The organism is Thauera terpenica 58Eu, assembly GCF_000443165.1.
GTDB classification, from domain to species: domain Bacteria; phylum Pseudomonadota; class Gammaproteobacteria; order Burkholderiales; family Rhodocyclaceae; genus Thauera; species Thauera terpenica.
Genome location: NZ_ATJV01000103.1, coordinates 123,187 through 146,387 on the forward strand (window position 1 = coordinate 123,187; position 23,201 = coordinate 146,387).

The window sequence follows — 23,201 nt, forward strand, 5'->3', positions numbered from 1 at the left end:
AATGGGACACGGCGCTTCGGCGCCGTTTTTTTTATGTGGACGAAACAGCGGACAGGCCCCGTGTCCTGCGGGACAATGGGGCTCGTCCCCGTTTCGTCCAGCGACGCCATGGATCTCACCACCCCTGCCTTGCTCTTTCCCGCGATTTCGCTGCTGCTGCTCGCCTATACCAACCGCTTCCTGACTTTGGCGCAGGTGATCCGGCAGTTGAACACTTCGCCCAATCGGGGGGCGGCACTGGTGCAGTGTCAGCTGCCGGGACTCAAGCGCCGCATCATGCTGACGAAGTACATGCAAGGTTTTGGCGTGCTCAGCTTCCTGCTGTGCGCGCTGTCCATGTTCGCCTTGTTCGTCGAGGCCGAATTGCCGGGCAAGTTGCTGTTTGGCGCCAGCATTCTCGCGCTCACGCTGTCACTGATCCTGTCCCTGATCGAAGTGTTGATTTCGACCGAGGCACTGGCCCTGGTGGTGAGCGATCTCGAAGCCGCGCGCGAGACAGGCTCGCCGCGATAAGTGTGGTTCTGCGTCGCGCGGCTGTCGTTCGATGCTGGGGATGGAGTGAGCCGGCTCAATGCTCAGGCTCAGCGGCTGGTGAGCTTGAGCTCGATGCGGCGGTTGCGCGCATAGGCCTCTTCGCTGTTGCGCGTGTCCAGCGGATGAAACTCACCATAGCCGGTCGCGGCCAGGCGCTGTGGCGAGATGCCCTGGCTGCGCAGGAACTTGACGATGGCCAGGGCGCGCGCAGTGGATAGCTCCCAGTTCGAGGGGAAGCGTGCAGTGGCGATGGGCCGGCGGTCGGTGTGGCCGTCGACCTGCAGCACCCAGGGCAGATCGGTGGGGATCTCGGCCGACAGTGTTTTCAGCGTCTCCGCCAGCCGGGTGAGCTGCATCATGCCTTCGGCGCTGACTTCGTCCGAGGCCGTGGCGAACAGCACTTCGCTTGAGAACACGAAGCGGTCACCGACGATCTGGATGTCCTTGCGCTGGCCCAGCACCGCTTGCAGGCGCCCGAAGAACTCCGAGCGATAGCGCGCCAGCTCCTGTACGCGCGCAGCCAGCGCCAGATTGAGCTCGCGACCGAGCTCTTCAAGCTTGAGGTCCTTGTCGCGCGCGGCGGTTTCAGCGGAGGCGAGCGCGGCGTTGAGCTGTTCGAGCTGGCTGCGCACTGCGGCGAGCTGGCGGTTGAGGAGTTCGACCTGGGCGATGGCCTGTTCGGACGCCACGGTCTGCGCCTGCAGCTGCCTGTCCGAGGTATCCAGTGCGCCGGCCAGGCGCGCGGCCTCGGCCTCCAGTTCGGCCTTCAGGCGCTGCAGCGCGGCGATGTCGGCACTCAGTCGCGCCGCTTCGTCACGCCGGGCGGCGGCCTCGTCCTGCGCAGTGTGGAGCTCAACGCGGGCGGTCTGCAGCTCGGTCGACAAGGCTTCGCGTTCGTGCTCGGAGCTCGAGAGCGAGGCGCTGAGCTCGCCGACGCGGCTGGTGGCGGCTTCGCGTGCGGTCTTTTCCAGGCTCAGGGTTTGCGCGAGCACGCTCAGTTCGGCATTGAGCTGGGCCAGGGCGCGGTCGCGCCCGCTCACCGCATCGGCAAGCACGAACTGACCGATGACGAAGATCAGGATCACGAACACCAGCACCATCAGCAGCGAGGCGAGGGCGTCGACGAAGCCAGGCCAGAAATCCAGCCCCCGGCGGCGAGACAGACGTGCCATGGCTCACTGCGCCCTGTTGGTGCCGCTGCCGCCCAGCGCGGCGGCGATGGTGCGCGACAGCAGGCGCAGCTCGGCGCGCAGGTCTTCGGAGAACTGCGCGCCCTGTGCCGGCTGCTGGGCGAGCTGGCGGATGAGGGTGCGCAGGTCTTCCTGCGAGGTCGATAGTGCGGAGAGGTCGCGTGATTCGCGGCCGACGAGCTCGGCCAGGCGCCCGAGCTGGGTGTTGAGCTCGGCCAGGTGGTCGGCCGTGGTACGACGCTCGCGCTCGGAGTCGAGCGCCGAGCGCTGCATGCGGTCCAGGCCTTCGACGGTCTGTTCGAGCAAGGCCTGCACGTAGGCCGGCACATTGCCATCGCCTTCGATGCCGGTGCTTGAAGGCAGGCGGGTGATGTGCGACAGCCATTCCTCGAGCTCGTTGTAGAAACGGTTCTGCGCGTGGCCCGACTGCAGATCAAGGAAGCCGACGATGAGCGAGCCCGCCAGGCCGAACAGCGAAGTCGAGAAGCTGGTGGCCATGCCGCCGAGTGGGGTGTCGAGCTTGCTCTTGAGAGCTTCGAACATCGCCACCGGGTCGGTGCCGACGCTCATGCCGCCGATGATCTCGCCGATCGAGCGGATGGTGACGAGCAAGCCCCAGAATGTGCCGAGCAGCCCGAGAAAGATCAGCAGTCCGATCAGATAGCGCGACAGGTCGCGCTGTTCTTCAAGGCGAATCTGCACACTGTCGAGCAGGGTCCGCATCGAGGCGGGCGACAGATGAATCTGACCGCGCTTGCGACTGGCCAGCAGACGTGCCATGGGCGCGAGCAATACCGGGCGCAGACCATCGATGTCTGGGCGCTGCTGAAAGGACTCGATCCACAGCACCTCGCGCTGCAACCGCCACACCTGACGCAGATTGACGGCGATTCCCACCGCCAGCACGAAAACAATCACGCCATTGAACGCCGCATTGGCCATGAAGGCGTGCTTGAGCTGAGGCACGAGAAAGGCCGCAAGGGCGGCGACGAGGGCGAGGAAAAGACCCATCCAGGTGGTGACATGGACGGGCTTGGTGAAGACCTTGTAATCCATGGACAAGCGCTCCGCGAGACGTTTGGCGTGGCCTGCAGTCTAGCGCGATTCGTGGCATGCCACCGGAACAAGCCGCGCTGGGCGGCACGGCCTCCGGACTTGGAACAATTGACTACATTCTGCCAACAGTTGCGCAAACATGGCTTGCGACACTGCAGCCTGAATCGACACGGTAAGCGCGCCGTGGCGCCCCGCCCGCCAGGGCCGGGGTGAGGGTACAGGCAGCACGACACCGAAGGAGAATGGGGCATGGCCGACATGGACGGGCGCACTGCAGGCCAGGAAGGGGACTTGGACACCTTTCCGCGTTACCTGATGCACCATGCGCAAGTGCGGCCGCAGCGGCCGGCGATGCGCGAGAAGAAGTACGGCATCTGGCAAACCTACAGCTGGTCGCAGGTGGCCCAAAACGTGCGCGCGATCGCCTGTGGTCTGGCGCAACTCGGCTTCAGGCGTGGCGACCGCATTGCCATCGTCGGCGACAACCGGCCACGGCTGTATTGGTCGATCGCCGCCTGCCAGTGTCTGGGCGGCATTCCGGTGATGATGTACCAGGACGCGGTGGCGCAGGAGATGGTCTACGTGCTGCAGGATGCCGAGATCAAGTTTGCGATCGTCGAGGATCAGGAGCAGGTCGACAAGATGCTCGAGATTGCGGGCGAAGCGCCGCTGCTCGAACATGTCATCTACGATGAGCCGCGCGGCATGCGTCACTACACCCAGCCCCTGCTGATGGGCCTGGATGAGTTGCAGGAGATGGGGCGCATCCACGACCGCAACCAGCCGGATTTCATCGAAGGCGAGATCGCCAAGGGCGCCCCCGAGGACATCTCGGTGATGCTGTACACCTCGGGCACGACCGGCAAGCCCAAGGGCGTGTGCCAGACCCACGAAGCCTTCATTTCGGCGGCGCGCGGCGGCATCCAGTTCGATACGCTCACCGACCGCGAAGATATCCTGTCCTACCTGCCGATGGCCTGGGTGGGCGATCATCTGTTCTCCTTCGCCCAGGGCACCGTGGCCGGCTTCACCATCAATTGCCCGGAGTCGGGTGAAACGGTGATGACCGATCTGCGTGAAATCGGTCCCACCTATTATTTCGCTCCGCCGCGCGTGTTCGAGAACCTGCTCACCCAGGTCATGATCCGCATGGAAGATGCCGGTGCTCTCAAGCGCAAGCTCTTTCATCACTTCATGGAAGTCGCGCGCCGCTGTGGCGCCGACATTCTCGATGGCAAATCGGTCTCATCGGCCGATCGGCTGCAGTACTGGCTGGGGGACCTGCTGGTGTACGGCCCGCTCAAGAACGTGCTGGGCATGAGCCGCATCCGGGTGGCCTATACCGCAGGTGCGGCGATCGGCCCGGACCTGTTCCGCTTCTATCGCTCGATCGGCATCAACCTCAAGCAGCTCTACGGCCAGACCGAGACCTGCGCCTACGTCTGCCTGCAACCCGATGGCCAGATCAAGCTCGATTCGGTGGGCAAGCCCGCGCCCTTCGTCGAGGTCAAGCTCGCCGACAACGGCGAGATCCTGGTCAAGGGGCCGATGTTGTTGAAGGCTTATTACAAGCGCCCCGACGCCACTGCCGAATCGATCAACGCCGACGGCTACTTCATGACCGGGGATGCTGGCTTCTTTGACGAAGACGGCCACCTGAAGATCATCGACCGTGCCAAGGACGTGGGCAAGATGACCGATGGCTCGATGTTCGCGCCCAACTACATCGAGAACAAGCTCAAGTTCTTCCAGTACATCAAGGAGGCGGTGAGCTTCGGCAACGGCAAGGACTTTGCCACCGCCTTCATCAACATCGACCTCGAGGCCGTCGGCAGTTGGGCCGAAAAGAAGGGCATGGCCTATTCGGGTTACACCGATCTCGCCGCCCGGCCCGAAGTCTATGAGCTCATCCGCGACTGTGTGGAGCAGACCAATGCCGACCTGGTGACGGACCCGAACATGAGCGGTTCGCAGATCAAGCACTTCCTCATCCTGCACAAGGAGCTCGATGCCGATGACGGTGAGCTGACACGCACGCGCAAGGTGCGGCGCAACTTCATCGCCGAAAAGTACGGCGTGCTGATCGATGCCATGTTCGACGGCAAGACGAGCCAGTTCATCGAGACCCAGGTCAAGTACGAAGACGGGCGCAGCGGCAAGGTTTCGGCGGATCTGCGCATCGAGCAAGTGAAGACCTTTGCGCCGCAGACCGGCCAGCGCGCGGCCTGAGGAGACCAAGAGTGAACATGACCGACATCAACTCCGCCACCGTCACAGCGCCGGCACGCGGCCAGGGCGAGGTCATCCTCGACCTGCAGAACATCTCCTTGCGCTTCGGCGGGGTGAAGGCGCTCACCGACATCAGCTTCAACGTCCGCGAGCACGAAATCCGCTCGATCATCGGCCCCAACGGCGCCGGCAAGAGCTCGATGCTCAATGTGATCAACGGCGTGTATCACCCCCAGGAAGGCAGGATCCACTTCCGCGGCGAAGAGCGCCGCAAGATGGAGCCGCAGGTGGCCGCCGCTCAGGGCATTGCCCGCACCTTTCAGAACATTGCCTTGTTCAAGGGCATGAGCGTGCTCGACAACATCATGACCGGGCGCAACCTGAAGATGAAGTGCAACCTGTTCCAGCACGCCTTGTTCTGGGGACGTGCGCAAAAGGAGGAGATCGAGCACCGCATCAAGGTTGAAGAGGTGATCGACTTTCTCGAGATCCAGGGCATCCGTCATACGCCGGTGGGTCGACTGCCCTACGGCTTGCAAAAGCGCGTCGAACTCGGGCGTGCCCTGGCGGCCGAACCCGAACTGCTGCTGCTTGATGAGCCGATGGCGGGCATGAACGTGGAGGAGAAGCAGGACATGTGCCGCTTCATCCTCGACGTCAATGACCAGTTCGGCACCACCATCGTGCTCATCGAGCATGACATGGGGGTGGTGATGGACATCTCCGACCGCGTTGTGGTGCTCGATTACGGTCGCAAGATCGGCGACGGTGCGCCCGACGAAGTGAAGAACAACCCCGATGTGATTGCCGCCTACCTCGGCACCAGTCACTGAACCCGAAGAGGACGCAATCATGGGATTTTTTATCGAGACCCTGCTCGGCGGCCTGATGACCGGCGTGCTGTATGCGTTGATCGGCCTTGGCTTCGTGCTCATCTTCAAGGCGTCGGGCGTGTTCAACTTTGCCCAGGGGGCGATGGTATTGGTCGCCGCGCTGGCGATGGCGCGCTTCTCGGCGTGGGCGATCGAGCTCACCGGCAGCATGCTGTTCGGCAACGTGATCGCTTTTTTCATGAGCGTGGCCTTCATGATCGCGCTGGCGATCGCCATCGAGCGCCTGGTGCTGCGCCATCTGGTCAATCAGGAGCTGACCACGCTGCTGATGGCAACGCTGGGCATCACCTACGTGCTCGACGGTCTTGGCCAGACCGTATTCGGCAGTTCGGTGTACACGATCGATGTGGGCATGCCCAAGGAGCCCTTGTTCCTGTTTCAGGACGTGTTCGAGGGCGGCATCCTGCTCAACCCGGACGACTTGATCGCGGCGCTGGTAGGGGCTGCGCTGGTTGCGGCGCTTGCGCTGCTGTTCCAATACACCAAGGTGGGACGTGCCCTGCGCGCGGTGGCCGATGACCACCAGGCAGCGCAGTCGGTCGGTATTCCGTTGGGCCGCATCTGGGTGGTGGTGTGGTCGGTGGCGGGCGTGGTCGCGCTGGTGGCCGGCATCGTCTGGGGCTCCAAGCTGGGCGTGCAGTTTTCCTTGTCGACGGTGGCCTTGCGTGCGCTGCCGGTGGTGATCCTCGGTGGCCTGACCTCGGTGCCGGGCGCGATTCTCGGTGGCCTCATCATCGGCGTGGGCGAGAAGCTGTCCGAGGTCTATCTCGGTTCCTTCGTGGGCGGCGGCATCGAAGTGTGGTTTGCCTACGCGCTCGCGCTGCTTGTCCTGCTCGTACGGCCTGAAGGCCTGTTCGGCGAAAAGCACATCGACCGCGTTTGAGCGCACGGCGCCTGGAGATTTGACTCATGTTCTATCGTGAAAACGGACAATTCAAGGCCAGCTACGTTGAAGATCTGCGTATCTTCAAGGTCACTCAGGATCGTGTTGCGGTCCTGGCCCTGGTGGCGATCGCCGTCCTGCTCGTGCCCATGCTGGCAAGCGACTATCTGTTGCGTGCGGTGCTGATCCCCTTCCTCATCCTGTCGCTGGCGGCCATCGGCCTGAACATTCTCGTTGGCTACTGCGGGCAGATCTCGCTGGGTACAGGCGCCTTCATGGCGGTGGGTGCCTACGCAGCGTGGAACATCGGCGTGCGCATCCCGGAGGTGCCGCTGCTGGTGCAGATTCTGCTCGGTGGTCTGTGCGCCACCGCGGTGGGGGTGGTGTTCGGCATCCCCAGCCTGCGCCTGCGTGGCCTGTATCTGGCGGTGTCCACGCTGGCGGCGCAGTTCTTCCTCGACTGGGCTTTTCTGCGCATCCCTGCGCTCACCAATCACTCCGCTTCGGGCTCGGTGTCGGTGGGTACGCTGAGCTTCTTCGGCCTGCCGCTGGAGTCGGCGTGGCAGAAATACCTGTTCTGTCTGGGCTTCGTCGTGGTGTTTGCCGTCATCGCAAAGAACCTGGTGCGTACCACCACCGGTCGGCAGTGGATGGCGATTCGCGACATGGACATTGCCGCCGGCGTCATCGGCATCCGCCCCGCCTACGCCAAGCTGACGGCGTTTGCGGTGAGTTCCTTCATCGTCGGTGTGTCCGGTGCGCTGTGGGGTTTCATGCATCTGGGGGCGTGGGAGCCGCTGGCCTTCAGCCTTGATCGCTCCTTCCAGCTGTTGTTCATGATCATCATCGGCGGCCTGGGTTCGATCGTCGGCAGCTTCTTCGGTGCCGCCTTCATCGTGCTGCTCCCGATCGTGCTCACCAACGTGCCCGCCTTGTTTGGACTGCCGCTCTCGGTCGATACCGCAGTCCATCTGGAGCACATCATTTTCGGTTCGCTGATCGTGATCTTCCTGATCGCCGAACCGCACGGTCTGGCACGCCTTTGGAGCATAGGCCGGGAAAAACTGCGGCTGTGGCCCTTCCCGTACTGAGCGCCTGCCGAATATTGATACGAATGAGCCGGCACAGATCGGCAAATCAGCGCACAGGCAGGCCATCCGCCTGCTCCGCGCCACCACCGTTGGCCACATCGAATGGAGATGAAGACGATGAACACGAAGTTTGCACACGGTATTCGCGGCCTGGCCGTCGCCGGCACCATGGCCTTTGCGCTGACCGCGCCGTCGATCGCGGCGGCGCAGTCCGAGCAGTTCATTCCCTTGCTGGTGTACCGCACCGGCTCGTTCGCGCCGCTTGGTATCCCGTGGGCGAATGGCAAGCTCGATTATCTGAAGATGATCAATGAGCGTGACGGTGGCATCAACGGCGTGAAGATGGTCTATGAAGAGTGCGAAACTGCTTACAACACCGACCGCGGCGTGGAGTGCTACGAGCGCCTGAAAACCAAGGGCGGCGGTGGTAGCCTGTTCGACACCCAGTCCACCGGCATCACCTATGCGGTGATGGACAAGGCGCCGCTGGACAAGGTGCCGGTGATGACCATGGGCTATGGGCGCTCGGACTCGGCTGACGGGTCGGTGTTTCCGTGGTCTTTCCCGCTATTGGGCACCTACTGGACCGCGTCTGACATCATCGTGCAGGACATCGCCAAGAAGATGGGCGGCGTCGACAAGCTCAAGGGCAAGAAGCTGGCGCTGGTGTACCACGACTCGCCCTACGGCAAGGAGCCGATCACCGCATTGCAGGCTCTGGCACGGAAGCACGGCTTCGAACTGATGCTGCTGCCGGTGATTGCGCCGGGCGTGGAGCAGAAGTCGACCTGGCTGCAGATTCGCCAGCAGCGGCCCGAGTACGTCATCTTGTGGGCGGCGGGCATCATGACGCCGACCTCGATCCGCGAAGCGCAGGCCACCGGTTTCCCGCGCGAGAAGATCTACGGCATCTGGTGGGCGGGATCGGAGTCCGACGTGCGTGACCTCGGCGCCACCGCCAAGGGTTATAACGCGATCGCCATCCAGGGTTCGGCCGACTATGGCAAGGCGCACGACGACATCCTCAAGTACGTCTACGACAAGAATCAGGGTTCGGCCGATTCGCGTGCCGAGGTGGGCACGGTGGCGCATACCCGCGGCATGATGATCCAGATGTTGACGGTCGAGGCCATCCGTACTGCGCAGGAGAAGTACGGCAAGGGCAAGGCGGTGACGCCTGAGCAGGTGCGCTGGGGTCTGGAGAATCTGGACATCAGCCAGGCGCGCCTGGATGAGCTCGGCTTTGGCAACCTGATGCGCCCGGTCAAGACTTCGTGTGCCGACCACATGGGTTCGAGCTGGGCCCGCATCATCACCTGGAACGGCGACAAGTACGAGACCACCTCGGACTGGTACGAAGCCGACATGAGCGTCATCGATCCGTTGGTGAAAGCTGGGGCCGACAAGTACGCGAAGGAAAAGGGCATCACCCCGCGCGACTGCTCGAAGGAGTAAATCGCCCGCCGCCCCGTGTGCTGCGGCGTACGGGGCGGTGGCGGCCGGCTGCCTCGCGAGGGGCGGCCTGCACAGGCCCTGCGCCGTGTTCGGCGGTGCCTGCACAGGCCTTCACCGAGCGCTACTGGGTGAACGATTGGATGGAGACGACAAGCACATGACCAGCATGAACGCCACCGAAGCTGCCGCGACTGCGGTCCCCTACCTTGCCGTGAATAACGTCGAGGTGATCTACAACCACGTCATTCTGGTGCTCAAGGGCGTGTCGCTGCAGGTGCCGCAAGGCGGAATCGTTGCCTTGCTGGGCGCCAACGGTGCTGGCAAGTCGACCACGCTGAAGTCGATCTCCAACCTGCTGCACGCCGAGCGCGGTGACGTCACCAAGGGCAACATCGAGTTCAAGGGCGCGCGCATCGACCAGATGACGCCGAACGAACTTGTGCGCCGCGGCGTGATCCAGGTCATGGAGGGGCGGCACTGCTTCGGTCACCTCACGATCGAGGAAAACCTGCTCACCGGCGCCTACACACGCAAGATATCGCGCACCGAGTTGCGCGACAGCCTCGACAAGGTCTACCACTACTTTCCGCGCCTGAAGACGCGGCGCAGCTCGCAGGCCGGCTATACCTCCGGTGGTGAGCAGCAGATGTGTGCGATCGGGCGGGCGCTGATGGCCAAGCCCGAGATGATTCTGCTCGACGAACCGTCGATGGGCCTGGCGCCGCAGATCGTCGAGGAAATCTTCGAAATCGTGAAAGATCTCAACGGCAAGGAGGGCGTGAGCTTTCTGCTTGCCGAGCAGAACACCATGGTCGCGCTGCGCTACGCCGACTTTGGCTACATCATGGAAAACGGCCGCATTGTCATGGAGGGCGAAGCGAAGGAGCTCGCCACCAACGAGGACGTCAAGGAGTTCTACCTTGGCTTGTCGGGCGAGGGCCGCAAGAGCTTCCGCGACGTCAAGCACTATCGCCGACGCAAGCGCTGGCTCAGCTGACGCGCGCGTTGGCGGCAACGGGCTGACAACGACGGCACTGATCGCAAGCAAACAAGGCCTCAGGCAGGGAGTCGAAATGAACCTTCACGACACGCGCGAGACCCGCGATCCAGAGGCGCGCGAGCGCGAACTGATGGCGCGACTGCCGGCGCAGATTGCGCATGCCCGTGCCACGGCACCGGCTTTCGGCCGCCTGCTTGCCGACGTCGATGCGGACTCAGTGTGCACGCGTGAGCAACTCGCCACGCTGCCGGTGACACGCAAGTCCGAATTGCTCGAGTTGCAGAAGGCGGCGCGACCCTTTGGCGGCTTCTCGGCGGTGGGCTGGGGCGCGGCCTGCCGCCGGGTGTTCGCCTCGCCCGGCCCGCTCTATGAGCCCGAAGGCGCACGACCGGACTATTATCGTCTCGCGCGTGCGCTGCGCGCAGCGGGCTTCCGTGCCGGCGATCTGGTGCACAACACCTTCTCCTATCACCTCACCCCGGCCGGCTCGATGATGGAAACCGCGGCACACGCGCTGGGGTGCACGGTGTTTCCGGCGGGTGTCGGTCAGACCGAGCAGCAGTTGGCGGCAATGATCGACCTGCAGCCCAATGCTTATGTGGGAACGCCGTCCTTCCTGCGCATCCTGCTCGACAAGGCCGACGAGATGGGGGTGAAGGCCTCGTTCACCAAGGCGCTGGTATCGGGCGAAGCCTTTCCGCCCAGCTTGCGCGATGCCTTTGCTGCACGTGGCATTGAGGCCTACCAGGCCTACGCCACCGCTGACATTGGCCTGATCGCCTACGAGACCGAGGCGCGCGAGGGCCTGGTGGTGGACGAAGACATCGTGCTCGAGATCGTTCGTGCTGGCACTGGTGATCCGGTGGCGGCGGGCGAGGTGGGCGAGGTCGTGGTCAGCACCTTCAACCCTGATTATCCGCTCATCCGCTTCGGCACCGGCGACCTGTCGGCCGTGCTGGCGGGGGGCTCGCCCTGCGGGCGCACCAACCTGCGCATCAAGGGCTGGATGGGGCGGGCCGATCAGACAACCAAGGTCAAAGGCATGTTCGTCCATCCGGGCCAGGTGGCGCAGATCATGCAGCGTCATCCCGCGATCCGGCGTGCGCGTCTGGTGGTTGACAACCCCGAGCTCAACGATCGCATGACCTTGATGTGCGAAGTCGCGGGTGGCGGCAGTGAGGCGCTGGCAGCGGCGATCGGCGCCAGTATCCGCGAGCTGACCAAGCTGCGAGGCGATGTTGCCTTCATGCCCCAGGGCGCGCTCGCAAATGATGGCAAGATGATCGACGACGTGCGTAGCTACGCCTGAACCCTGATTCCTTCACTCCACGCGAGGCCCGTCGGCCGTCGCTTTGCTGCCCATGACCCACGACATTGAAACCAATGCACGCCTGCCGCTGGCAGGCGTGCGCGTGCTCGACCTGACTCGCTTGCTGCCCGGTCCGCTCGCCACCCAGCATCTTGCCGACTACGGTGCCGACGTGGTCAAGATCGAAGACACCGGCGCCGGCGATTATGCTCGTAGCCTGGGTGCGATGGGCGGCGACACCAGCTACCTGTATCAGGTCGTCAACCGTAACAAACGCAGCCTGCGTATCGATCTCAAGCATCCGGCCGGCAAGGCCGCCTTCGAGAAGCTGGTGGAGACCGCCGACATCCTTGTCGAGGGCTTCCGGCCCGGCGTGATGGACAAGCTCGGCCTCGGCTACGAAGCGCTGGCACGCCTCAATCCGCGTCTGGTGTTCTGCAGCATCTCCGGTTACGGGCAGACCGGACCCTACGCCTTGCGCGCCGGGCACGACATCAACTACATCGGCTATGCCGGTGTGCTCGACCAGATCGGCAGTACGGGTGGCGCGCCCGCGATGTCCAATCTGCAGCTCGGTGACCTGCTCGGCGGCACGATGACGGCCTTGTTCGGCATCCTTGTCGCGCTGGTGGATGCGCGCGCGGGTGGCAAGGGCCGCTTCGTTGACGTGGCGATGACGGACGCCGTGATGGCGCATGCGATCTTCCCGCTCATCGAGGTGCTGGCGCAGGGGCAGGTACGCCCGCGCGGTGAGGATCTGCTCACCGGTGCGGTGCCTTGCTACGGCGTGTACCGCACGGCCGACGATCGCTACATGGCGGTCGGTGCCCTGGAAGAGAAGTTCTGGGGACTTGTGTGCGACACCCTCGACCGTCCTGATCTGAAGCCTTTCCATCTGGCGACGGGCGGGGCCGGGGAGAGCGCCAAGGCGAAGTTGGCAGAGATCTTTGGTGCGCGCACCCAGGCGGAATGGGTGGCTGTTTTCGACGCCGTGGATTGTTGCGTGACGCCGGTCCTGACGCTGCAGGAGAGTCTCGAAAATTCCCAGCTGCAGGCGCGTGGAATGGTCACCGAGGTGGACGGCGTGCGTCAGTTCGGGCCTGTGCTGCGCCTGTCGGATATGCCGGCCATGGCCACCCGCCCAGCGCCAGCCGTGGCCGGGACTGACAGCGATGCAGTGCTGAGCGAGGCGGGCTTCGCTCAGGCCGACATCGATCATCTGCGCCAGGGCGGCATCATCTAGTCAGGCTGAAGAAACGAAAACGGCCTGTCACACGTACAGGCCGTGGGTGTTTTGCGCGGCGTGGTTTATTTGTCGTCGCCTGACTTGCGCCGCGTGCTGCGCGACTTGCTGGCGGCGTCGGTGTCGGCCTTGGTGGCAGCATCGCTCTGGCCCTGCTCGCCACTCATGAGATTCCACGGCCACATGGTGGCTGCCGAAGCGAAGGGGTTGGCGGCCCCTTCCGCTGCCCCCTCGCCCCCTGCAGCATGCTGGCTCATGGCCTTGACCGCCGCAATGGTGGCGCGCTGCATCTCCAGGCCCTGAATGCTCATCTGCAGCATGTTCAGGTTCATCTTCAACCAGCCCTCAACCGCCTTCATGTCTTTGATGCGTTTGTCGAGCTCTTCGACGTCGAGGGTGGGCGTGACCATGCCTGGCAAGGAAAAGCCCATGTTGCTCCACATGCCGCGGACGAATTCGAGCGGGTCCTGCGCGTTTTGATCCTGAGACATTGGGATACTCCCGAGCGCCGTTGATGATTCCTCATGGTAACCGATCACAGCCTTACTGCTGTAGCCCGGATGCGCGTGCAGCGCCCAGCATGCGATGCAGCAGGGCGCGCAGTTTCGCCGGGCGCAGCGGTTTGTGCAGCAAGGGCAGGCCGGCGGCACGGGCCCGTGCCAGAGCCTCGGGCGCGGTGTCGCCGCTGATCAGCACGACATGCAGTGCGCTTGAGCGCGCGCGCATGTCCAGCGCAAGTTCGATGCCGTCCAGAGTGCCGCCGAGGCGTAGATCGGTGATCAGCACTTCGGGTTGTGTGGCCGCGTCAGCAAGCTGCGCAAAGAGACGTTCGGCGTTGTTCGCCACCGTCAGCTCACAGCCCCAGGAAGCGAGCAGACCCAGCATTGCATCGCGCACCAGTGGATCGTCCTCCACCACCGCCACACGAATGCCGGCGAGGCTGCCAAGCAAGCGTGCCTCATCGCTGGGCGGCGTGTCAGCAGGGGCGATGCTGAGTGGCAGTTCGAGCGCAAAGACCGACCCCCGTCCCGGGGCTGAATGCAACTCGAGGCGATGGTCAAGCAGGTCCACCAGACGGCGCACGATTGCAAGCCCCAGGCCAAGCCCTTTGTCGCGCGCACGTTCGGGATTGCCGAGCTGGATGAACTCCTGAAAGATCGTCTGCTGTGATTCGCGCGCGATACCCGGGCCGCTGTCACGCACCTCCACCCGCAGCATGTCACCACGGCGGCGGCAAGCAATCAGTACCGTGGCGTCGCGCGTGTGACGTACGGCATTGCCGACGAGATTGCCCACGATGCGTTCGAACAGCATGGGGTCGCTGTACACGTGATTGTGCGAGCGGCCCGGTCGCAAGCGCAGTCGTATTCCGTGTGCGGTTGCCGTAGCGGCCTGCTCAGCGTGAATGCGCGCAAGGATGGGTGCAGGGTCGAAGGTGTGCAACTCGGGTGTGAGTACGCCTGCGTCCAGGCGTGAAATGTCGAGCAAGCTGTCGAGCAGCTGGTCCATCGCGCTCGCCGAAGTGGTGATGCGCTCGACGAGTTGACGACTGCGCGCGTCTAGCGCCTGTTGCGACAGCTCAGAGATGAACAGGCCGAGAGCGTGCATGGGCTGGCGCAGGTCGTGGCTGGCAGCGGCGAGGAAGCGCGATTTGGCGACGTTGGCGTGTTCGGCTTCCGCCGTGCGCGCGCGCAGCTCCGCGGTTGCCTCCTCGATCTGGGTGCGCAGGTGTTGGTGAGCATGCTCAAGGCGCTCGGCCATCTCATTGACACCCTGCGCCAGGCGTTGCAGGCTGCCGCCCGCGCGTGACGTTGCGCGTTCGTGCAGTTGACCGTGGCCGATGCGCAGCACCACATCGGCCACAGCACGAATCGGTCCGCTCACCCCGCGGCTCATCCGTGCGGCCAGCAGCACACTGCCGAGCAGCACGATCAACATCGAGCCTGCGCCGGTGAGCAGTAACTGCAGGCGGCGTTTGTGCAAGGGTTTGAGCGACAGGTCCACCATCACCGCACCCTGTTGGGGGGCGCCGTCGGTGCCCGCCGCGGCGCTCGCCACCAGTGGCAGTCCATCCTCGATCTCGATCGCAGGCGGGCGGATCGGTTCGGCAAAGCGGAGCAAGGCGCGATCGGGCAACTGGCTGGCGCTGGGGAGCAGGGTGGGCAGGATGGCGGCGGTATCCGTTTCGCCGCTGGCCGCGAGCAGGGTGCCGTTACGATCGAATATCCGCACTGCAAGCACATCGTCCATGCCGGTCGCGGCGCTTGCGATCTGGCGCAAGGCCCCGCGGTCGCCAGCGAAGGTGGCGAGCTCGCTGGTCGCCGCAATCTGGCGCGCGAGGGCGCGTCCACGGGCGCCGAGGGTGTCGTTCAGATCCGCCAGGCGCAGGGCGGTAAACACGGTGGTCATGATCACCGCCAGCACCAGCATGGGTAGCACTGCGGCCAGCATCACCCGTGCGCGTACGCCCCAGTTCGTGATCATGGTGCGCTGGCCTCCACGCGGCGCAACTCGCGCATGAGTGATTCTGCAGTGGGCAGCTCCAGGCCCAGCGCGCGCGCGACCGTGTTGTTGACGCCGACCTCGAAGCGCTGTGGTGGACTGAGCGCAGGCCGTGGTCTGCCGGCGATCAGATCGAGCACGGCATCAGCGGCGTCCTCGCCGACCTGGGTGGGTGTCGAGTACAGGCCGAGCAGGGCGCCAGCCCTCACGTAGGCGGCGGAAAACCCCAGCACCGGTGAGCGCCGGCGGAAGGTGGTAAGCAGGATGTTCTGTACCGTGTAGCGATTGAAAACGACGGCGTCAGGGATGGTGACCAGCACCGCTGGCTCCACCAGGACGTGCTGCAGCGCGGGGAAGAGGGCGTCGCTGTTGTCGATGTGACTTTGCCTGACCTTCAGGCCAGCGTCCTGTGCAGCCGCACGCACGCGGTCTACGGCGAGTTCGCTGCTCGGTCCGGCGATGAGCGCGATCGTCTGCGTCTGCGGCAGCGCAAGGCGCAACAGGGTGACGAGCCGGGTAGCAGGTTGATCGAGCACGATGGCGATCGTCTGCGCACGACCCTCAGTCGGCGCTGGGACGGCACTGGCCGGCAACAAGGTATGGAGGATGGGGGTGTCGGTATGGCTCGGCGAGGCTGCGGCAAGGGCTGCGGCCTCGCTGCCGATGGTGACAACGATCGACGCTGGCTCATGCTGCAGGCTGGGGGCGCTGGCAAGCTGGACCTTGAGCTCGACCTCGGTTCCGGCCAGTGCATGACGCAGCGCGGCCAGGGTCTCGGCATGTGGGCCCTCGAAGGCCTGGGTGATGATGAGCACACGCGGCGCAGCCGACACCACGCTGGAGATTGCCAGCATGCCGCTGAAAACGAGAAGGCGCAGCCAGGCAGGGAGGGCGCGCTGCATCATCGCGCCTGATGCACCGCCGCACCCAGGTTACGCCCGCCTGCGAGGGGGCGCCTGAAAGCGGGTGCAGCGGCAGGGGCCAGGAGTTGGCGCATGACGTAAAATGGCCGTGTCAATGGGAGAGGCGGCGTGCACAGCATGGTCGGCGCTCAGGCCGTGGATATGGGAGGGCGCGTCGACCCCTGCGTGCTATGCTTCGCGCATCATAAGGCATCAAGCCGGGGTTCCGGTGGGAGCGACATGTGAGCAGGATACTCATCGTCGACGACCATGCGCTGGTGCGTGAAGCCATGGCGCAGAGTCTGGCGCGGCTACAACCCGGTCTGGTGTGCGTGGAGGCAAGCAGTGCCGATCAGGCTCTGAGCTGTCTGGAGAGGGATGCCGAGCTCGATCTGGCAGTGATCGACCTCATGTTGCCTGACATGAATGGGTTTTCGCTGCTGGCCGTGCTGGGGAAGCGTTTCCCGGCCGTGCCGGCGGTGGTGGTCTCGGCGATCGATGACGAGGCTTCCGTGCGGCGTGCGATCAAGGCCGGGGCGTTGGGCTACGTCTCCAAGTCAAGTTCGAGTCAGGTCTTGCTGCAGGCCTTGCGCGTGGTGCTCGACGGTGGCGTGCATCTGCCGGAGGCGCGCTCGGTCGCGCCTCCCTTGAAGCGTGCAAGCATGCCGGCGTGCGAACGCTATGAGCTGACGGCGGCTCAGGGGCGTGTGCTGGAACTGCTTGCCGCGGGCAAATCCAACCGCGAGATCGCCGACCTCCTCGATGTCTCCGAAGGCACGGTCAAGGTACACATGACGGCGATCTTTCGTGCGCTGGGGGTCTCGAGCCGCGCCCAGGCTCTGGTGGTCATGTCGCGGCACGGTACCCGTTTGATGAAGTGAGGGCAGCCCCATCGGGCGAGCTTCGCCTCAGTGCGCGCGGCGCGCCCCACCTGCCAGCCGCAGCGGCATCTCGGTGTCGGGCAAGGGCTCGGTCTCGCCGATGTGTTCGATTTCGTCGTGATCGATGAACTCGATCTCGAGCACCTGCAACACCTGACGGGCGACCGCACGACAGGCGTTGGCAAGGGGTGTTGGCAGCTGATCCGGCACCTGTTTCTGCAGCAGCAATTTCGACGCCGACAGCGCATTGACCGGTCGCAGGATACGGTGGCGATACGCGCCCATCAGTAGCGCCACGGTGCGATCGGCGGCCTCGCGCTGCCAGGCGTTGGTAGGCCACTGGGTGGGGACCGCGTAGGCGCGCGGGAACATCTCAAGGTCGCGCATCACGGTGCGGATGTCTTCGTGCGACTCGCGAAAGGGCAGCAGGACGATGTCCGACATGGCGTACAACTTGCGGTCCATCTCGGTGCGGTTGCCGCCGCCGTCGATGACGCCGATCCAGTCGTCCAGCGTACGTAGCTTGTCGACCACCTTGGTGAGCGAGTCGCGTGTGCGCGCGTCGGCGGTGACGTAGCGTCGCCCGTTGGGCAGCAGCGGTTCGCGTGTGGTGTCGGTGAGCACGCACGCGGCGCGCTGCCCCAGCAGGCCCAGGCCCTGGCACAGCATGTGCGAAAGCGTGGTCTTGCCGGTGCCCCCCTTGTTGCCGATCACACAGATGATCTCAGCCATGAATGCGTCCGTCCTTTTCTTGCTGTCAATGCTTGACCGCAGGATGAGGATTATCGCGGCACATCGATCTCCGCAAGCGGTGGAAAAGCGAGGCTTCGTGCGCTCATTTCAGACTATTGGCAGGTCTTGTCGCCCTCGCTGATCCGATATGCATGGAGTCGGGTCGCGCGTCGGTCCTGCACTTCGAGCACCTGCTCCGGCGTGCGCTCGGGGACGGCGAAGCTGTTGCTGATGAGCAGGCTGCCGGGCTTCATCTCGGTCCTGGCCTTGGCCCACACGGCAGGCATCGGTACCGGTGAGAGAAAGGCATACACCACGTCATACTCCGACCACGACAGGCTGAACAGGTCCCCGCGCCGCCACTCGATGTTCGGCTGACGCGCGCCAAGCACACGCCCGAGCAGCCAGGGTGCTGGCGCCAGCTCGATGCCGGTGAAGCGACAGTCGTCGCGTGCGTGCGCCAGCGGACGCAGCAAGGAGCCTGTGCCTGCGCCGATGTCGAGCACGCGCGCCGGCGTGGGCGGCAGCAGGTCGAGCACCGCTTTGGCGGTAGCGCGGTTGCTGAGATAGAGCGGGACCTGGGTGCGAAAGCTCGTCCAGTAAACAAGCAGCAGCAATACGAAGCCAGCCAGGTACCAGCCCGGGTGCAGGCCGAAGTGCCGTGTCAGCCCGTGGGCAAGAACCGCAAGCGGCAGAAAGCCGAGATGGATCGGCAGCCACCAGCGTGCACTGCGCAGCAACAGCGCGGTGCCGGCGGCGAGCGTGGCCTGTGCCGCAAGCAGCGGCCACAGCCCGCTCAGGAGGCCGCTGCGGGCAAGGGCGAGCGCGCCCGCCGCACCCAGGATCTGGGCGAGCAGGGCTTTGAGGGCGGGTGGCATCGGGCGGGGCGTGAATGGAGCTGAGCCCCGGATCATAGCCGCCCGCTGTGCTGTGCGGCGCGCAGCGCAGCCCCGGCTCATGCGCTGAACGCCTGCGTGCCGGGCTCCTTGCTGGTGACGGTGGCCGCGCGCGCCGCTGCGGGTGCGTGCGGGCGACGCCATTGTGCAAGCAGGGCCTTGCGCTGCTCCGCCACCCGCGCCATGTTTCTGGTCTTGACGTGGCCGAAGCCGCGGATCTGATCGGCAAGCCCGGCAATCGCCACGGCCAGCGGCAAGCGCTCGCTGTCGAGCGTGCTCAGCACTTCCTCGAGGTCGGCTTCGAACTGCGTGATCAGCGCGCGCTCGGCGCGGCGTTCCGCGCTGTAGGCGAACAGGTCCCAGCGCTTGCCGCGCACGCCCTTGAGGCGCGCAAGGAGGTGGAATACGCGCATCATGCCCGGCCCGAAGCTGCGCTTGGTGACGCGGCCCGTGCTCGGATCTGGCCGTGCCAGCAGAGGGGCGGCGAGGTGAAAGCGCACCTGATAGTCGCCCTCGAAAGTCGCCTCCAGTTGTTGCCAGAAGGCGGGGCCGGTGTACAGGCGGGCGACCTCGTATTCGTCCTTGTAGGCGAGCAGTCTGGCGTAACTGCGGGCAACGGTCTCCGTGAGCCGGGTGCTGTCGGCACCGACCCGGGCGCTCTCCACTTCGCGCACGCGGTGCACCAGACGCCGGAATCGATCGGCATAGGCCGCGTCCTGGTAGTCCGTCAGCATCGCGGCACGGCGTTCGATGAGCGCGTCCAGACCGGGTTCGAGAGCGGTTTCCACGGCGCCTGTGGTGAGGTGAGCTTCGACGGCGTCGGTGTCGTGCGCCGCCCGCCGCCCCCACAGGAATGCGCGCTTGTTCAGGTCGACGGCCGTGGCATTGAGCTCGATCGCCTGCAGCAAGGCGTGCTCGGACACCGGCACCAGGCCGCGCTGCCAGGCAAAGCCGAGGAGGAACAGATTGGTGGCGATGCCGTCGCCAAGGAGCGCCAGCGCCATGCCTTGTGCATCGATGAAGTCGCTGTCCGCGGCGCTGGCCGCGCGCACGGCGGCGATCATCTGCGCACGCGGGAAGCGCCAGTCGGGGTTGTGCGCGAATTCCGCGGTGGGGATTTCTGCGGTGTTGACCACCGCCCGCGTGCGTCCGCTGGCCATCTTGGCAAGCGCCTCGACGCTGGCGCTGACGATGAGGTCGCCGCCTATCACCGCATCGGCCTCGCCGGCGGCGATGCGTACCGCGTGGAGTGCTTCCTGCTCATCGGCGATGCGGATGTGGCTATAGACCGAGCCCCCTTTTTGCGCCAGCCCGGTCATGTCGAGCACGGTGACGCCCTTGCCGTCGAGGTGGGCGGCCATGCCGATGAGCGCGCCTATGGTGACCACCCCGGTTCCGCCCACGCCGGTGACGAGGATGGCGAAGGGGCGGGTGGTGGGTGGAAGTTGTGGTGCCGGCGGGGTGGCGAAATGCGTGTCGTCGCCTCCACGGGCCTCGCCCTTGCGCAGGCCACCACCTTCGATGGTGACGAAGCTGGGGCAGAAGCCCTTCAGGCAGGAATAGTCCTTGTTGCACGAGAACTGGTCGATGCGGCGCTTGCGCCCGAGCTCGGTCTCCAGCGGCACGACCGACATGCAGTTCGACTGTTCGCCACAGTCGCCGCAGCCTTCGCACACCGCGGTGTTGATGAACACACGCCGTGCCGGGTCGGGGTAGGTGCCGCGCTTGCGCCGGCGGCGCTTCTCCGCGGCACAGGTCTGGTCATAGATCAGCGCGGTGACGCCGCCGGAGTCGCGCAGTTCGCGCTGGATGGTGTCGAGCTCGTCGCGGTGGCGCATGGGTATGTGCGGGATGTCGGCCGGCCCGTAGGCACGTGCGGTGCCGTCGGTGACGACGACGATGTTGTGCACCCCCTCCGCCTGCAACTGGCGCACGATGATAGGCACACTGAGCGGGCCGTCGTGAGGCTGGCCGCCGGTCATGGCCACGGCGTCGTTGTAGAGGATCTTGTAGGTGATGTTCACCCTGGCCGCGACCGCCTGGCGGATGGCCAGCAGGCCGGAGTGAAAGTAGGTGCCATCGCCGAGGTTGGCGAAAATGTGCTTTTCGTCGGTGAAGGGCGCCTGTCCGACCCAGGGCACGCCCTCGCCACCCATGTGGGTGAAGGTGCCGGTGCGGCGCTCGGGCATCCACGTCACCATGTAGTGACAGCCAATGCCGGCCAGCCCACGGCTGCCTTCGGGCAGGTGTGTGGAGGTGTTGTGCGGGCAGCCGGAGCAGAAGGTGGGCACGCGATCGGCGCTGAACGAGCGCTGTGCCAGGGCCTGCTCCTTGGCTTCGAGAAAGGCGACGCGAGCCTGGATGCGCTCCGAGGTGACGAAGCGGCCGATGCGCAATGCGATGGCGCGTGCGATCATCGCGGGGGTGAGTTCGCCCGCTGCCGGCAGCAGCCAGTCGCCGTGATCGATGGAGCCGTCGGGGTGAAGCGCGTGCGCCCATTCGCCCTTTTCGTTGAACTTGCCGACCACACGCGGGCGCACATCCTCGCGCCAGTTGTAGAGTTCTTCCTTGAGCTGGTACTCGATGAGCTGGCGCTTCTCTTCCACCACCAGGATTTCGTCCAGCCCCTCGGCGAAGCGGCGCACACCGTCGGCCTCGAGCGGCCACACCATGCCCACCTTGTAAAGGCGAAGCCCGATCGCGGTGGCGAGGGCGGTGTCGATGCCGAGCTCATCGAGCGCCTGGCGCACATCCAGGTAACTCTTGCCGCTGGTGATGATGCCCAGGCGTGGGCTGGGCGAATCGATGATGAGGCGGTTGAGCTGGTTGGCGCGCGCGTAGGCCAGCGCGGCGTAGAGCTTGAAGTGCAGCAGGCGCTTTTCCTGCACCAGCGGCGGATCCGGCCAGCGCAGGTTGAGTCCGTCGGCGGGCAGCGTGAAGTCGGTGGGTGTCACCACTTCAATGCGCTCGGGGGCAATATCGACCGAAGCTGAAGTCTCCACCGAATCCGCGAGCGCCTTGAACGCCACCCAGCAGCCCGAGTAGCGTGACAAGGCATAGCCGTGCACGCCGAAGTCGATGTACTCCTGCACCCCTGCCGGCGCCAGCACCGGCATCATCATCGACTTGAAGAAGTGATCGGTCTGATGTGGCAGGGTGGAGGATTTTGCGGCGTGGTCGTCGCCCGCCACCACCAGCACGCCTCCAAAGCGCGCGCTGCCTGCCGCGTTGGCATGACGGAACACGTCGCCGCAGCGGTCCACCCCCGGCCCCTTCCCATACCAGAGGGCAAACACCCCGGCGTAGCGCGCGCCCGGAGAGAGCTGCACCTGCTGGCTGCCCCACACTGCAGTCGCCGCAAGGTCTTCATTGATCCCGGGCTGGAACACGATGTCGTGGGCTTCCAGATGGGCACGCGCCTTCCACAGGGTCTGGTCGAGACCGCCGAGTGGTGAGCCACGATAGCCTGAGACAAAGCCGGCGGTGTTGAGCCCGGCCATCTCGTCGCGCCTCTTCTGGATCATCAGCAAGCGCACCAGCGCCTGGTAACCAGTCAGATAGACGCGGCCAGTGCCGGACGTGTATCTGTCATCCAGGCTGGGAGTGGGCATGTGTGACTCTTGATCACCGTCGGCCATGACACGGTCTCCTTCCAGCGCGGGCCCTTCCGGACCTGGGTCAGGTGGCCCGCGCCTGGCCATGCAAAGGACTGGACTGCGGCTTGATCACCAAGGCCGCGCCATCAGTAAGTACTCAGGGAGAAAAATGCACGCCCGAGCCCCTTGCGGAGGAAGACGCCGACCACCTCATGTAGGTTCCGGCGCAGAAATAGAAAAAGTATTTGACACGGTAGGGTGCCTTGCCTATAGTGCGGGGCTCCCGCGTGGAGGGATACCCAAGCGGTCAACGGGATCAGACTGTAAATCTGACGGCTCAGCCTTCGAAGGTTCGAATCCTTCTCCCTCCACCAGAAATACATGGCGTCGCGCTGCGCTGTTGTTGCGGTCGACGTGAGGCTTGTAGCGGGTTGTGGAATCGGCTGCAAGTTTCTTGCGGTGGTAGGCGCGGGTGTAGCTCAATGGTAGAGCAGAAGCCTTCCAAGCTTATGACGAGGGTTCGATTCCCTTCACCCGCTCCAGATGTGCCGTTTTCGGCGCCCTTGTAGCTCAGTGGTAGAGCACTCCCTTGGTAAGGGAGAGGCCACGTGTTCAATCCACGTCAAGGGCACCACTCATTTTCTGCCTGGCCTGTCGCGGCGGCCAATTCGATTGCGATTGGGCGCCGCACTGGTTTTTCTGGTTCTGATTGTAAGGATAACGATATGGCAAAGAGCAAGTTTGAGCGGACGAAGCCGCACGTAAACGTCGGCACCATCGGCCACGTTGACCACGGCAAGACCACGCTG

At 64.7% G+C, this 23,201-nt stretch carries 19 protein-coding genes and 3 tRNA genes; 14 read left to right on the forward strand and 8 right to left on the reverse strand.

The window, feature by feature from the left end:
- Positions 1 to 108: 108 nt before the first annotated feature.
- Positions 109 to 513 carry a DUF2721 domain-containing protein gene (locus M622_RS37610; protein WP_031347527.1) on the forward strand — a complete coding sequence of 135 codons (405 nt, stop codon included), beginning with the start codon at positions 109 to 111 and terminating at the stop codon, positions 511 to 513.
- A gap of 68 nt (positions 514 to 581) precedes the next feature.
- On the opposite strand, the gene M622_RS37615 is transcribed toward M622_RS37610, so the two are convergent.
- Both M622_RS37615 and M622_RS37620 read right to left on the reverse strand, forming a co-directional pair.
- Complete coding sequence (locus tag M622_RS37615) at positions 582 to 1,706, reverse strand: peptidoglycan -binding protein (protein ID WP_021250895.1); 1,125 nt, start codon at positions 1,704 to 1,706, stop codon at positions 582 to 584.
- A 3-nt stretch (positions 1,707 to 1,709) separates the two neighbouring features.
- On the reverse strand, positions 1,710 to 2,780 hold the full coding sequence (locus tag M622_RS37620) for a hypothetical protein (protein ID WP_021250896.1): 1,071 nt from the start codon (positions 2,778 to 2,780) through the stop codon (positions 1,710 to 1,712).
- Between the two features lie 258 nt (positions 2,781 to 3,038).
- Here M622_RS37620 and M622_RS37625 point away from each other — a divergent pair, with 258 nt between their 5' ends.
- The 8 genes from M622_RS37625 (at position 3,039) to M622_RS37660 (ending at position 12,883) form a co-directional block, all read left to right on the forward strand.
- Complete coding sequence (locus M622_RS37625) at positions 3,039 to 5,009, forward strand: AMP-dependent synthetase/ligase (RefSeq protein ID WP_040831352.1); 1,971 nt, start codon at positions 3,039 to 3,041, stop codon at positions 5,007 to 5,009.
- A gap of 17 nt (positions 5,010 to 5,026) precedes the next feature.
- A complete protein-coding gene (locus M622_RS37630; RefSeq protein WP_021250898.1) occupies positions 5,027 to 5,842 on the forward strand; it encodes an ABC transporter ATP-binding protein in 816 nt (271 codons plus the stop codon).
- A gap of 19 nt (positions 5,843 to 5,861) precedes the next feature.
- Positions 5,862 to 6,785, forward strand: a complete 924-nt coding sequence (locus tag M622_RS37635) for a branched-chain amino acid ABC transporter permease (protein WP_021250899.1) — start codon at positions 5,862 to 5,864, stop codon at positions 6,783 to 6,785.
- 26 nt (positions 6,786 to 6,811) lie between these two features.
- A complete protein-coding gene (locus tag M622_RS37640) occupies positions 6,812 to 7,876 on the forward strand; it encodes a branched-chain amino acid ABC transporter permease (RefSeq protein ID WP_021250900.1) in 1,065 nt (354 codons plus the stop codon).
- Between the two features lie 117 nt (positions 7,877 to 7,993).
- The gene (locus M622_RS37645; protein WP_245543108.1) at positions 7,994 to 9,331 is read left to right on the forward strand and encodes an ABC transporter substrate-binding protein; all 1,338 of its coding nucleotides are present in this window, start codon (positions 7,994 to 7,996) and stop codon (positions 9,329 to 9,331) included.
- Positions 9,332 to 9,497: 166 nt separating this feature from the next.
- Complete coding sequence (locus tag M622_RS37650) at positions 9,498 to 10,328, forward strand: ABC transporter ATP-binding protein (RefSeq protein ID WP_217995340.1); 831 nt, start codon at positions 9,498 to 9,500, stop codon at positions 10,326 to 10,328.
- A gap of 76 nt (positions 10,329 to 10,404) precedes the next feature.
- Complete coding sequence (locus M622_RS37655) at positions 10,405 to 11,640, forward strand: phenylacetate--CoA ligase family protein (RefSeq protein WP_021250903.1); 1,236 nt, start codon at positions 10,405 to 10,407, stop codon at positions 11,638 to 11,640.
- A gap of 52 nt (positions 11,641 to 11,692) precedes the next feature.
- The gene (locus tag M622_RS37660; protein WP_021250904.1) at positions 11,693 to 12,883 is read left to right on the forward strand and encodes a CaiB/BaiF CoA transferase family protein; all 1,191 of its coding nucleotides are present in this window, start codon (positions 11,693 to 11,695) and stop codon (positions 12,881 to 12,883) included.
- Between the two features lie 65 nt (positions 12,884 to 12,948).
- On the opposite strand, the gene M622_RS37665 is transcribed toward M622_RS37660, so the two are convergent.
- Genes M622_RS37665 through M622_RS37675 form a run of 3 tightly spaced genes read right to left on the reverse strand, consistent with a single transcriptional unit; the run spans position 12,949 to position 16,287 of the window.
- Complete coding sequence (locus M622_RS37665; protein WP_021250905.1) at positions 12,949 to 13,374, reverse strand: PhaM family polyhydroxyalkanoate granule multifunctional regulatory protein; 426 nt, start codon at positions 13,372 to 13,374, stop codon at positions 12,949 to 12,951.
- Positions 13,375 to 13,426: 52 nt separating this feature from the next.
- Positions 13,427 to 15,367 (reverse strand): hybrid sensor histidine kinase/response regulator, encoded by a 1,941-nt coding sequence (locus M622_RS37670; RefSeq protein ID WP_021250906.1) that lies wholly within the window; start codon positions 15,365 to 15,367, stop codon positions 13,427 to 13,429.
- Positions 15,364 to 16,287 (reverse strand): ABC transporter substrate-binding protein, encoded by a 924-nt coding sequence (locus M622_RS37675; RefSeq protein ID WP_157282139.1) that lies wholly within the window; start codon positions 16,285 to 16,287, stop codon positions 15,364 to 15,366. Before M622_RS37675 ends, M622_RS37670 begins: the two co-directional genes overlap by 4 nt.
- A gap of 242 nt (positions 16,288 to 16,529) precedes the next feature.
- Here M622_RS37675 and M622_RS37680 point away from each other — a divergent pair, with 242 nt between their 5' ends.
- A complete protein-coding gene (locus tag M622_RS37680; RefSeq protein WP_021250908.1) occupies positions 16,530 to 17,168 on the forward strand; it encodes a response regulator in 639 nt (212 codons plus the stop codon).
- Between the two features lie 27 nt (positions 17,169 to 17,195).
- Here the strand turns inward: M622_RS37680 and M622_RS37685 are convergent, their stop codons facing one another.
- From M622_RS37685 to M622_RS37695, 3 genes are all read right to left on the reverse strand, one after another.
- Positions 17,196 to 17,900 carry a P-loop NTPase family protein gene (locus M622_RS37685; RefSeq protein WP_021250909.1) on the reverse strand — a complete coding sequence of 235 codons (705 nt, stop codon included), beginning with the start codon at positions 17,898 to 17,900 and terminating at the stop codon, positions 17,196 to 17,198.
- Between the two features lie 113 nt (positions 17,901 to 18,013).
- Positions 18,014 to 18,778 carry a class I SAM-dependent methyltransferase gene (locus tag M622_RS37690; protein WP_021250910.1) on the reverse strand — a complete coding sequence of 255 codons (765 nt, stop codon included), beginning with the start codon at positions 18,776 to 18,778 and terminating at the stop codon, positions 18,014 to 18,016.
- A 77-nt stretch (positions 18,779 to 18,855) separates the two neighbouring features.
- Positions 18,856 to 22,407 carry an indolepyruvate ferredoxin oxidoreductase family protein gene (locus M622_RS37695; protein WP_245543109.1) on the reverse strand — a complete coding sequence of 1,184 codons (3,552 nt, stop codon included), beginning with the start codon at positions 22,405 to 22,407 and terminating at the stop codon, positions 18,856 to 18,858.
- A gap of 274 nt (positions 22,408 to 22,681) precedes the next feature.
- Between M622_RS37695 and M622_RS37700 the strand changes: the two genes are divergently transcribed.
- The 4 genes from M622_RS37700 to M622_RS40460 all read left to right on the forward strand — a co-directional run.
- Positions 22,682 to 22,766: transfer RNA gene (locus M622_RS37700), tRNA-Tyr, on the forward strand.
- 94 nt (positions 22,767 to 22,860) lie between these two features.
- A tRNA-Gly gene (locus M622_RS37705) sits at positions 22,861 to 22,934 on the forward strand.
- A gap of 17 nt (positions 22,935 to 22,951) precedes the next feature.
- A tRNA-Thr gene (locus tag M622_RS37710) sits at positions 22,952 to 23,026 on the forward strand.
- Between the two features lie 37 nt (positions 23,027 to 23,063).
- A partial coding sequence (locus M622_RS40460; protein ID WP_245543110.1) for a GTP-binding protein occupies positions 23,064 to 23,201 on the forward strand: 138 nt, incomplete at its 3' end.

Coding starts and splice junctions, on each gene's coding strand:
- M622_RS37610 (WP_031347527.1), top strand. CDS start 109: ATGGATCTCACCACCCCTGCCTTGCTCTTTCCCGCGATTTCGCTGCTG.
- M622_RS37615 (WP_021250895.1), bottom strand. CDS start 1,706: ATGGCACGTCTGTCTCGCCGCCGGGGGCTGGATTTCTGGCCTGGCTTC.
- M622_RS37620 (WP_021250896.1), bottom strand. CDS start 2,780: ATGGATTACAAGGTCTTCACCAAGCCCGTCCATGTCACCACCTGGATG.
- M622_RS37625 (WP_040831352.1), top strand. CDS start 3,039: ATGGACGGGCGCACTGCAGGCCAGGAAGGGGACTTGGACACCTTTCCG.
- M622_RS37630 (WP_021250898.1), top strand. CDS start 5,027: ATGACCGACATCAACTCCGCCACCGTCACAGCGCCGGCACGCGGCCAG.
- M622_RS37635 (WP_021250899.1), top strand. CDS start 5,862: ATGGGATTTTTTATCGAGACCCTGCTCGGCGGCCTGATGACCGGCGTG.
- M622_RS37640 (WP_021250900.1), top strand. CDS start 6,812: ATGTTCTATCGTGAAAACGGACAATTCAAGGCCAGCTACGTTGAAGAT.
- M622_RS37645 (WP_245543108.1), top strand. CDS start 7,994: ATGAACACGAAGTTTGCACACGGTATTCGCGGCCTGGCCGTCGCCGGC.
- M622_RS37650 (WP_217995340.1), top strand. CDS start 9,498: ATGAACGCCACCGAAGCTGCCGCGACTGCGGTCCCCTACCTTGCCGTG.
- M622_RS37655 (WP_021250903.1), top strand. CDS start 10,405: ATGAACCTTCACGACACGCGCGAGACCCGCGATCCAGAGGCGCGCGAG.
- M622_RS37660 (WP_021250904.1), top strand. CDS start 11,693: ATGACCCACGACATTGAAACCAATGCACGCCTGCCGCTGGCAGGCGTG.
- M622_RS37665 (WP_021250905.1), bottom strand. CDS start 13,374: ATGTCTCAGGATCAAAACGCGCAGGACCCGCTCGAATTCGTCCGCGGC.
- M622_RS37670 (WP_021250906.1), bottom strand. CDS start 15,367: ATGATCACGAACTGGGGCGTACGCGCACGGGTGATGCTGGCCGCAGTG.
- M622_RS37675 (WP_157282139.1), bottom strand. CDS start 16,287: ATGCAGCGCGCCCTCCCTGCCTGGCTGCGCCTTCTCGTTTTCAGCGGC.
- M622_RS37685 (WP_021250909.1), bottom strand. CDS start 17,900: ATGGCTGAGATCATCTGTGTGATCGGCAACAAGGGGGGCACCGGCAAG.
- M622_RS37690 (WP_021250910.1), bottom strand. CDS start 18,778: ATGCCACCCGCCCTCAAAGCCCTGCTCGCCCAGATCCTGGGTGCGGCG.
- M622_RS37695 (WP_245543109.1), bottom strand. CDS start 22,407: ATGCCCACTCCCAGCCTGGATGACAGATACACGTCCGGCACTGGCCGC.